General features: G+C 45.2%; 11 protein-coding genes and 1 pseudogene. 11 read left to right on the top strand and 1 reads right to left on the bottom strand.

Annotated features, from left to right (window positions below):
• From AZ66_RS22405 to AZ66_RS31560, 3 genes and pseudogenes are all read left to right on the top strand, one after another.
• The coding region (locus tag AZ66_RS22405) for a dicarboxylate/amino acid:cation symporter (protein WP_044356880.1) at nucleotides 1–1,127 on the top strand (1,127 nt) is incomplete at its 5' end.
• A 180-nt stretch (nucleotides 1,128–1,307) separates the two neighbouring features.
• Nucleotides 1,308–2,186, top strand: a complete 879-nt coding sequence (locus tag AZ66_RS22400) for a DMT family transporter (RefSeq protein WP_044356879.1) — start codon at nucleotides 1,308–1,310, stop codon at nucleotides 2,184–2,186.
• Between the two features lie 177 nt (nucleotides 2,187–2,363).
• A pseudogene (locus AZ66_RS31560) lies at nucleotides 2,364–2,519 on the top strand (iron uptake transporter deferrochelatase/peroxidase subunit); the annotation flags it as partial.
• Between the two features lie 64 nt (nucleotides 2,520–2,583).
• On the opposite strand, the gene AZ66_RS32060 reads toward AZ66_RS31560, so the two are convergent.
• A complete protein-coding gene (locus tag AZ66_RS32060; RefSeq protein ID WP_194483572.1) occupies nucleotides 2,584–2,712 on the bottom strand; it encodes a sporulation protein YjcZ in 129 nt (42 codons plus the stop codon).
• 230 nt (nucleotides 2,713–2,942) lie between these two features.
• Here AZ66_RS32060 and AZ66_RS22390 point away from each other — a divergent pair, with 230 nt between their 5' ends.
• From AZ66_RS22390 to AZ66_RS22355, 8 genes are all read left to right on the top strand, one after another.
• A complete protein-coding gene (locus AZ66_RS22390; protein WP_036620133.1) occupies nucleotides 2,943–3,350 on the top strand; it encodes a DMT family transporter in 408 nt (135 codons plus the stop codon).
• 229 nt (nucleotides 3,351–3,579) lie between these two features.
• Complete coding sequence (locus AZ66_RS22385) at nucleotides 3,580–4,800, top strand: MFS transporter (protein ID WP_021260349.1); 1,221 nt, start codon at nucleotides 3,580–3,582, stop codon at nucleotides 4,798–4,800.
• A 154-nt stretch (nucleotides 4,801–4,954) separates the two neighbouring features.
• Nucleotides 4,955–5,887 carry a TetR/AcrR family transcriptional regulator gene (locus AZ66_RS22380; protein WP_044356875.1) on the top strand — a complete coding sequence of 311 codons (933 nt, stop codon included), beginning with the start codon at nucleotides 4,955–4,957 and terminating at the stop codon, nucleotides 5,885–5,887.
• A gap of 122 nt (nucleotides 5,888–6,009) precedes the next feature.
• Complete coding sequence (locus AZ66_RS22375; protein WP_231586996.1) at nucleotides 6,010–6,615, top strand: SCO family protein; 606 nt, start codon at nucleotides 6,010–6,012, stop codon at nucleotides 6,613–6,615.
• Between the two features lie 330 nt (nucleotides 6,616–6,945).
• Nucleotides 6,946–7,314, top strand: coding sequence for a glyoxalase superfamily protein (locus tag AZ66_RS22370; protein WP_044356873.1), 369 nt, complete (start codon nucleotides 6,946–6,948; stop codon nucleotides 7,312–7,314).
• Between the two features lie 55 nt (nucleotides 7,315–7,369).
• Nucleotides 7,370–8,440, top strand: a complete 1,071-nt coding sequence (locus AZ66_RS22365; RefSeq protein ID WP_044356872.1) for an undecaprenyldiphospho-muramoylpentapeptide beta-N-acetylglucosaminyltransferase — start codon at nucleotides 7,370–7,372, stop codon at nucleotides 8,438–8,440.
• Nucleotides 8,441–8,595: 155 nt separating this feature from the next.
• On the top strand, nucleotides 8,596–9,327 hold the full coding sequence (gene gpmA / locus AZ66_RS22360; RefSeq protein WP_044356870.1) for a 2,3-diphosphoglycerate-dependent phosphoglycerate mutase: 732 nt from the start codon (nucleotides 8,596–8,598) through the stop codon (nucleotides 9,325–9,327).
• 164 nt (nucleotides 9,328–9,491) lie between these two features.
• Nucleotides 9,492–10,184 (top strand): lactonase family protein (locus AZ66_RS22355; protein WP_044356869.1); only part of this gene is annotated, 693 nt, incomplete at its 3' end.

The raw sequence follows: 10,184 nt of genomic DNA, 5'->3' as shown, positions 1-10,184 counted from the left end.
TAATTATGCCAGATTGGTTTATACGTATATTTGCTACGTTTAATCATATATTCGGGCAATTTTTGAGCTTTCTCATCCCGTTAATCATTCTTGGCTTTATTATTCCAGGCATTGGAGAGCTGGGGAGAGGAGCTGGCAAGCTACTAGGCATAACAGCACTGATTGTGTATGTATCCACGATATTGTCTGGCATGCTGGCATACGGCGTCGCAAATACAACATTCCCGTGGCTGCTGTCTGGAGCATCTGGTCTTCGGGCAAGCAATCCAGAAGAGATGCTGCTAACGAGTTACTTTAAATTGGACATGCCACCGGTATTCGACATTATGACTGCTCTACTGCTGTCCTTCGTTATCGGCGTCGGTATTACGTTCGTGAAGTCTAATGTCTTGCTTACCGCATCGTTGGAGTTCAAAGAGATTGTAGGCAAGGTAATCAATGCAATATTGATCCCATTATTGCCGTTCCACATTGCAGGGCTCTTTATGAACATGACGCAAGCAGGCGAGGTTGCATTCATTCTGCAAGTGTTCCTTAAAGTGTTCGTCGTCATTTTAGTGCTGCATGCTGTAGTCATTGTTGGACAGTATACGATCGCGGGCATAATGAACAAGCGCAACCCGATCACGATGCTGCGTACGATGCTCCCGGCGTATTTTACAGCATTGGGAACTCAGTCTTCCTCGGCAACGATACCCGTGACTATGTCTCAAGTGAAGAAGCTTGGTACCGATGAAGAAGTATCAAACTTCGTGGTACCGTTATGTGCAACGATTCATATTACTGGCTCAACGGTTACGATTACTTCCGTAGCAAGTGCGATCATGTACATTAATGGCGCGCCATTATCGGTAAGCACAATGATGCCGTTCATCTTCATGTTAGGCATATCGATGATTGCAGCACCAAGTGTTCCTGGTGGAGGCGTCATGGCGGCAACCGGATTGTTCCAATCCATGCTCGGCTTCGATGAAGCAATGATTAGTCTTGCCATTGCACTGTATATTGCACAGGACAGCTTCGGTACGGCTGCTAATGTAACTGGTGATGGCGCGATTGCCCAAATCATTCATGCGATTAAGAACAAGTGGCAGGGGAAGACAAGGGCGGTAAAAGCATCAGAATAACAGAGATTAGGTTGATGATAGGGAAGGGATAGGCGATGCACAGCTTGTCCCTTCTTTTTATATTTGTTACATGTGGTAAAATGTAGAAAGGTAGTAAGGCTGCGTATTATGAAATTCATTCACCAGGAGAGGTACATAAAGGAGGTTGTCATCGTCTTGAAATGGAATAACTCGCTGCCAATGATGAAAATGATCATATCCATGTGCATCTTTGGCTCTATCGGATTTTTCTCCGAGCATACTGGATTACCGTCAATGGAGCTTGTCTTCATACGATGCATTTGTGCAACATTATTTCTGGGGATTTGCTGGGCGGCTTCAGGCCAATACCGGCGTGAACAGTGGAGCAAACGGGAATTGCTGCAAACGATAGTGTGCGGTGTATTTCTTGTGGGCAACTGGGTGTTCTTATTCAAGTCCTTCGAATGGATGTCGATTACGATTGCGATATCGATTTATCATTTGGCTCCGGTCATTGTCGTGCTAGTTGGAAGTATCTTATTCAAGGAAAAATTAACAGTCTGGTCTATTTTATCTGTAGGGATATGCTTCGTCGGTACCGTTCTTGTTATCGGTATCGAAAAAGGCGCGAGCTTGGACGAGCTGTTCACATCAGGGGTAGTATGGGCATTCATGGCAGCCGTGTTTTATGCAATGACCACATTGATAGGCAAGGGTGTTGTCCAACTTAGTGGGTATGCGATTACGATTGTCCAGACGAGCCTCGGGATCGTGCTGCTGCTGCCTTTCGTTGATATGTCGTCTTATGGTGCATTAACATGGAACAATTGGTTCGCAATTGTGGCGACTGGGTTCATTCATACCGGATTTGTATATTTATTGTTTTTTGACAGTTTGCGAGAGCTGCCAACACGGGTCATTTCTGTACTCGTATTTCTCGATCCCGCCGTGGCTATTCTACTGGATACGTGGATCACTGGATTTCGACCGACGGGGATGCAAATAGGGGGGATCGTTCTCATCTTTGCAGGTATGGCATGTGCAATGATAAAGCCTAAAGCTAAAGCGAGGCTTAGCTATGATGGAACGCAGCCTTGAATACATGACCATACCCGTTTTGCAGCGATCATGCAGTGATCACCGCAGGAAAGAAGTATATAGCACGATCATCAGAACATCAAAACTTCACCATGAACCCCCATCGTGGAAGGTAATGGATTCATTCGCAACCTTAAAGCGAATTGTAAGGATCATCGAATCGCTGTTCCTATATGGCAGAATCCATATAAACAGCTTGTCCCGATGTTAAAAATTCTTGGACAGAAGGACAAGATGAACGAATATACGAAGACGGTAGCGAGTGCATTGTTCGCCATGCCGGGCGGGTGTGCTCAAGGGCAATATATCGCACAGGCATTATTTGAATCCTAATAGAAAAAGAAGTATAAGATAGAGGAACAACCCCGGCTGCAACAGCCGGGGTTGTTGGCGTAAATTAGAAACCGAATCCGCAGCCAAAGGAACGAGTAATAATGACGAGCAAAATGAAGAGAACAAGAATTACGCCAACGCTAGTAAAACCTCCACCACAAAAGCCTCCAACTGAACCACATACTTCGGACATGTTCATTGGCTCCTTTCGCCATGCATTTATCTTACGTTATAAGTGTATGTAGGTCAGGAGCATGGTGACTAGACGAATGGAGGGAAGAGAACGCCTAATTTGGGGCGAGTGGCTATGCTGGTTTGACAAGGCGCTCGTGATGCAACATAATAGCTCTATTGTGCCTATTCTTCGTGATGTCAATAGGCGAAGAACGATAGATTTGGGGGAATTGCTGTGATGCAATTATGATGAGTTGGCTTTACTTAATCGGTGCGATTACATTGGAGATTATCGGAACCATCTCAATGAAGATGTCGAACGGTTTCACAAGACCGGTTCCTTCCATTCTCATGATTGTTTGTTATTTGCTTGCGTTTACGAGCTTGAATTTCTCACTGAAGCAGATTAATGTTAGTGTCGCTTATGCGATATGGTCGGGTGTTGGTACTGCAGCCATCGCCGTTATCGGATATTATTTCTTCTCTGAGTCAATGTCTTGGATTAAGGTTGTATCGATCTTGCTTATTATTCTCGGCGTAATTGGTTTGAATTTGCAAGGAGGCAGTCATGAAAGCCGTCCAGCCGATGTGACGCCGCAGTCCATTGATACAGCTGCTTCTCCGGTGACTGTAGAGGACGCATCAACTTCTATTTAAGGGAATATATTTAGCGGCGAACCATCTATATTCTTTCACTATCATGATTTGAATGGCAGCCCTCGGCGAGTTACCTCGTCTGAGGGCTTTTTTGTAGATGACAACAGAAGTATGGGGAGCACAGGGATTGGAAATGGAGTTTGACATTCCGGAGTCGAGTAGAGTACTATGGATTTTGACTACAAAGTCATAAATAAAACCCATTGGTTCCTGGGAGGGGTGGAGAGCATTGTCAACAAAAAAGAAAGGTTCAGGTTCGCTTGTTATCCTTATGGTTAACATGTTCATTGCTATGGTTGGTATGGGGCTTATCATTCCGATTATGCCGAAATATGTTACAGCGTTCGGGGCTACGGGGCAAGCGATGGGGTATTTGGTGGCGGCGTTTGGATTAACGCAATTTCTGTTCTCGCCGATTGCTGGCGAGTTGTCAGACAAATACGGCAGAAAACTGCTAATCGTAACGGGAATTGGGTTATTTACCGTTTCACAGGTACTGTTCGGTATAGCTGAACACATGTGGATGTTGTATGTATCACGACTGCTAGGCGGTATGTCAGCAGCGTTAATGACACCTCCGATGATGGCCTATGTAGCGGACATTACAACAGAAGAGAAGCGAGGGAAGGGGCTCGGCATGCTTATGGCTTCCATGACGCTCGGCGTTGTTATAGGGCCTGGTATCGGAGGCATGTTGGCGGAATACGGAATTCGAGCTCCTTTTTACGCAGCAGCAGCACTTGCTGGATTGTCTACGGTAGTCTCATTGTTGTTCTTGCCTGAATCCCTCTCTGTCGAAGAACGGATGGCAGCGAGAAGCAACACGAAGAAGAAGGAAAATTTGCTCCGGCAGATGGCCGCTTCTGCGAAGGCACCGTATTTCATGCTTCTCGTTCTGGTATTCGCATTAACATTTGGATTGCAGAACTTTGAAGCGATATTTGGTTTATATGTAGATGTGAAATATGGATTTACGCCGAAGGATATCTCCTTAATGATTACACTCGGAGCGATAATCGGAGTCATCTGTCAAGCTGTCCTTATTGAGCGCCTGTTGCGAACATTCGGTGAGAAGAAGATTCTGCTCACGATGTTTGGATTATCTGCAATCAGTATGATTTTGCTATTGTTCGTCTCGAATTATTTTCTTATTTTCTTTGTTACGATGTTATTCTTCGTGGCAACATCCATCGTACGGCCTGCAATCAATACGTTATTGTCGAAGATGGCAGGGAATGAGCAAGGGTTCGTTGCAGGAATGAACAATGCCTATATGAGTCTTGGCAATATTATTGGGCCGGCGATTGCGGGAATCCTGTTTGATGTTCATGTTCAGATCCCCTATGCATTTGGCGCCATTGTGTTGCTCGCAAGTGCGGGCATGCTTATTGGCTGGAAGCAGGATGCATCTTATACCAGTGCAGCACAGCGAGGAGAAATGGTTCAATAATCGGTGTATCTTGGCTCAATAGGAGTAGATGATAAGTTTATCTTCATATGTCCAAATCCATGTGGTTGCAGGTAATGGCCACTTTTTGTTATGATATTGAGAACTCAATAGTCATATTAAGAACTTGTTAGGAACCAAGTGTGGAGGACAGCGAATGGAAGAGCATATGCCAGAGAAGAAGCAGCAGATTCTATTATCGGCTATGAAATTGTTTGCATCCAAGGGATACGTACAGACGACGATGCAGGAAGTCGCTTCCTTCTGTAAAATGTCAAAAGGAAGTGTGTATCAATATTATAGTTCCAAGGATGAGCTGCTGCTGAACATCTTCATGTATCAATCCAAATTATTGGAAGATCGCATGCTGATGTTGGAGCGGGAGAAACAGCCTAATCCCCGTGAACGGTTAATAAGCAAAATCAGGGTGTATCTTCACATCTGGAACGAACATCCTGAGTTTATCAAGATGCAGATGCGGGATAATACGAAGCATACCGAAAGCACAGAGCTTCGTGAACACATGCAGCAAATGAATAAGTTTAATATAGAGACGCTGATGGAATCCTTGCAAGATATCTATGGGGAGCAATTCGGACCTTATATGCTTGACAGCGCAACGTTGCTTAGCAGTCTGATTTTTACCTATATGTATATGAAGCTATTCGACAATTTTCCCATCGAGATAGACAGCCTCAGCAGGTATATTGTTACGATCATGGACTATGTGGCCGAGGGGATGTTGAAGCATGAACCGGAGCCAATACTGAATGGAAGCATGGTCGGATTAGATGAGGAGCATTTGAAGCCAAAGCAATTGCATCCGCTTGTGCTTGTGAAGCAGCTGCGAGAGGCTGTAGAGAGCTTGGACATTGATTCGACAGAGAAGGAAAGTTGGAATAAGCAAGATGTTCTGGATTCTATTCAAGTGCTAGAAGAGGAACTGCTGCAAGTACGTCCCCGTAAGGTGATTTTGCTTGGAATGCTGTTAAATTTGAAAGAGATTGCACCTCGGACTTCCTTGTATGAGCGTCTATGCAAATCTATTGAAGTGTTGTCCGGAACTACACCAAGCACTCTTCGCAAATAAGCGGAGAGTGTTTTTTTTGCTCACTATGTTGTATGTATGAAAATGTCACAATATCGTAGCTTAATAGGCGGCAATATGGTAAAAATAGACTTGAAATTACGGTACAATAAGAGTAAAAAACGATGTGGTATCGTAATGTGGAGGTCGGTATGAAGAAGATACTCGTAAGCAGTGTAATCGCTATGATTATGATCGTCCTAGTCGCCTGTGGCGGCAAGCCGAAGCCGAATGATTTCGACTGGAAGATTACTGCATTTGAGGCGGTTGATCAAGACGGACAGCCTTTCCATACCGAACAAATGAAAGGGAAGATATGGCTCGTTAACTTTGCGTTTACAAGCTGCACTACGGTATGTCCACCTATGACCTTCAACCTGACTGAAATTCAACAGAAGCTAAAAGAAAAGGGAATAGAAGACGTACATATATTGTCATTCAGTGTCGATCCTGCAATTGATACGCCGGCAAAGATTAAGGAGTTCCTAGGTAAATATAAGGCTGATACGACTCAGTGGCGCTTTGTCACGGGTTACAGTCAGGCGGCGATTGAAAAATACAGTCTTGAGATGTTCAAATCACAAGTACAGAAGGTGGAAGGCGATGATCAGGTGATCCATACAACCTCAGTCTTCCTCGTCGATCAAGAGGGAACCGTGCTCACTCGCTACAATGGATTAGAACCGCCAGAGGATAAGATTGTCGAGGATGTTAAATCACTGCTAGAGTGAAATCGTGTGGAGGCAGACAACATGCTGCAGTCAGCTTGAACTTTTACTGAAACTGAAATCCCATTAGCTAACAGATAATTAAGATGCACGGAACAATTGCATCTAATTGGTTAATCTATTCGTGAAGCGTAATGATAACGGCACAGGAGCTACTGCTCTTGTGCTGTTTTTGTTGAAGGAGTTAGCGGTCAAGAGTAAGTCAAGAAGACGAATAAAGGGGGACGGGATCGCAACGAACGAAGCGGGAACATTGGGAGTGTGTAACCAAATTGTGGTATCATTTCGATAGTAAATCATTGTGATATCTTGAGTCGAATAGGGGGAGTTTTCATGGAGGATATTTCGTTTCGACCAGCTATACCGATATTGCGAATATTCGATGAGCATAAAGCACGTGAATTTTACGTAGATTTCTTAGGGTTCCGAATTGAGTGGGAGCATCGTTACGGAGATAATTTCCCATTGTACATGCAGGTTGCCCGTGGCAATTGCATACTTCATTTATCAGAGCATCATGGGGATTGCTGTCCTGGTTCGGCAGTGCGAATTGAAGTTAGCCATATACGGCAGCTGCACGCTGAGATGCGCGGCAAGAAATATAAATACGCGAAGCCAGGACTTGATCAGGATGATCATGAAGTAACTGTTACCGATCCATTTGGCAACCGAATCATTTTTTATGAACAGGTGAGTTCTTAGAGGTACGTGTTTTGCGGATCGGTTGATATACAGAAAGATGGCGAGGTGCCTGAATGTGACAAGACGCATCCTTTTTACTGGTGGAGGAACGACAGGACATGTGGCTGTGAACCTTGCTCTCATCCCTAAGTTTGTCAACAGAGGATGGGAAGTACGATACATTGGTTCCCGACATGGAATCGAGGCCGAACTGATTGTTGGCTTAGATGGGGTAGAATACTGCAAGATTGCAACGGGCAAGCTGCGCCGATATTGGGACTGGAAAAATGTGAAGGATCCATTCCGTGTATTGAAGGGGACATGGCAGGCGTATCAATATATCCGTACATATCGGCCTGAGGTGGTCTTCTCTAAGGGCGGATTCGTATCTGTCCCCGTTGTCATTGGTGCTTGGTTGAATCGTGTACCGGTTATTATTCATGAATCAGACCTTACCCCAGGATTGGCGAATCAGATGGCCTTGCCCTTTGCCACGAAGGTATGTGTTACGTCTCCGGAGACGATAGAACATGTGAAGCAGCGCAAGTCTATCTATGTGGGAGCAGTTGTTCGTTCTGAGCTGCTGCTGGGCAGTAGATCCAGAGGGTTAAATGCATGCGGCTTTACACGTACGAAGCCAGTACTCCTCTTCATGGGCGGAAGTCAAGGCTCTAAACGATTGAATGAGCGAATTCGGAGCAGTCTGCCGAAGTTATTGGAACAATATCAGATTATACATATATGTGGAAAAGGGAATGTTGATCCTTCCATTACGTATCGCGCCTATCAACAATACGAATATATGAAGGAAGAGCTTGGCGATGCGCTTGCAGCTGCTGATTTGGTCATTTCAAGAGCAGGTTCCAATGCAATATTTGAGTATTTGAAGCTGCAAATTCCTATGCTGCTGATCCCGTTGTCTAAGAAGGCGAGCAGAGGTGATCAAATACAGAATGCCCGCTCCTTTCAATCCGCCGGCTATTGCCATGTTCTGCTTGAAGAGGAAATGGAAGGGTCTGCATTTGTTGAAGCCATTCTTAGTGCCTATGCCAATAAAGAAATGATGCGGGAGAAGATGAAGCATTATCGTCAAGACGATGCGATCAATCAGCTGTTAGACGTAATCCACTCTGTGGCCGAGCGGTAGACAGGAGTAGGGGATAAACATGTATGGATTACATTGGTTTTCATAATTGTTTCATTACCTTTCATTTTGGTTAAAAAAAGAATAGAAGGACATGATCAAATATGATTATCTAACATGGCGTGAACGTGGCTCGCGCTCACAGAAAGGGGCAACTTATGGCTAAACTTGTACTGATTCGACATGGACAAAGCGTATGGAATTTGGAAAATAGATTTACAGGTTGGACGGACGTCGACCTGTCTGAACAAGGTCTCATTGAAGCGAGACAGGCGGGTGAGATATTGCGCCAGCATGGATTCGTCTTTGACACCGCGTATACTTCTGTGCTGAAGCGGGCCATACGAACCCTATGGATTGCATTGCATGAGATGGATCAGATGTGGATTCCTATCCGCCATACATGGAAGCTGAATGAACGTCACTATGGGGCGCTGCAAGGATTGAATAAGGCAGAGACAGCAGAGAAGTATGGGGAAGAGCAGGTTCATCTGTGGCGGCGATCAGTGGATGTACGTCCACCTGCATTGGAGCCGACCGATTCACGCTATGAAGCAGCAGATCGGAAATATGCTTCCTTGCAGCCGGGTCAATTCCCGCTAACTGAGAACTTGGAAGATACGGAGAAGCGAGTGCTTGCTTATTGGCATGAGACCATTGCTCCGGCAATTCAAACAGGGGAGCGTATCATCATTGCTGCTCATGGCAATACACTGCGGGCGCTTGTGAAGGTTTTGGACAACATCCCTGCCGATGGCATTGCAGATTTGAACATACCAACAGGGACACCGCTTGTGTACGAGCTTGATGAGAAGCTGACACCAACACATCGGTATTACTTAGGGCCAGATGGGAAAATCCCAGCAGGCATTATCCCTGAGCACATATAAGTTATTCAAAAACGAGAGGGAGAGCTGTCATATTGTGCGGCTCTCTCTATTTGATTGCGTTGATTGAGCCTCTAATGTTGATATTCCGCTGTACCAAGTGTAAAGTAGAGACACAATAACATTTCCTATATTACTTAAGGACAACATCGAGGGGAGTTACATATATGGAACAAAATATGTTAGTGTTTGTTGGATCGTATGCTGAAGCAGATTCTTCTGGACTTTATGTGTACTCGATGGATGAGAAGACTGGTCAATTGACGAAGCTGGATGAAGCAGCAGGGTTGAAAAATCCGACGTTCATCAATGTCGATGTTGATCAGCAGAAGCTCTATTCCATTGGAGAATGTGTCGCTGAAGATGGTTCGAAGACGGCGGAGGTAGTTAGCTTCGCGATAGATACAGCTTCAGGCAAGCTGACGCAATTGAACCGCGCCTTCTCACTCGATGCTCCGACATGCCATATTCAACGAGACTCTCAGAGCCGTTACCTGATCGTTGCCAGCTATCATGGCGGCCGCATCGGATTGATAGAGCTCCAAGAAAATGGACAAGTTGGAAGCCAGCTTGATGTGCAGCAGCATTACGGCCATGGTCCGCATCCGAATCAGAACCAGCCGCGCCCACATTCAGCATTTTTCAGTCCAGATGAGAAGTATATCTATGTGCCCGACTTGGGGATTGACCGGGTGAAGTGCTACTCCATAGATAAGGAGCGCCATGTGCTTGTTACACACGGTGAATATGAGGTTCCAGCGGGATCCGGGCCGCGCCATCTGACATTCCACCCGAATGGTCAATTCGTCTACGTCATCAATGAATTGAATTCAACAGTAACTGTATTCTCTTACGATGCG

This window comes from Paenibacillus sp. E194, from assembly GCF_000935845.1.
Taxonomy (GTDB): domain Bacteria; phylum Bacillota; class Bacilli; order Paenibacillales; family Paenibacillaceae; genus Paenibacillus_B; species Paenibacillus_B alvei_B.
This window is presented reverse-complemented; position numbering and strand designations above follow the sequence as displayed.

Excerpts from the sequence above, each read along its gene's own strand:
- AZ66_RS22400 (WP_044356879.1), top strand. The coding sequence starts at position 1,308 with ATGATGAAAATGATCATATCCATGTGCATCTTTGGCTCTATCGGATTT.
- AZ66_RS32060 (WP_194483572.1), bottom strand. The coding sequence starts at position 2,712 with ATGTCCGAAGTATGTGGTTCAGTTGGAGGCTTTTGTGGTGGAGGTTTT.
- AZ66_RS22390 (WP_036620133.1), top strand. The coding sequence starts at position 2,943 with ATGAGTTGGCTTTACTTAATCGGTGCGATTACATTGGAGATTATCGGA.
- AZ66_RS22380 (WP_044356875.1), top strand. The coding sequence starts at position 4,955 with ATGGAAGAGCATATGCCAGAGAAGAAGCAGCAGATTCTATTATCGGCT.
- AZ66_RS22375 (WP_231586996.1), top strand. The coding sequence starts at position 6,010 with ATGTGGTATCGTAATGTGGAGGTCGGTATGAAGAAGATACTCGTAAGC.
- AZ66_RS22370 (WP_044356873.1), top strand. The coding sequence starts at position 6,946 with ATGGAGGATATTTCGTTTCGACCAGCTATACCGATATTGCGAATATTC.
- gpmA (WP_044356870.1), top strand. The coding sequence starts at position 8,596 with ATGGCTAAACTTGTACTGATTCGACATGGACAAAGCGTATGGAATTTG.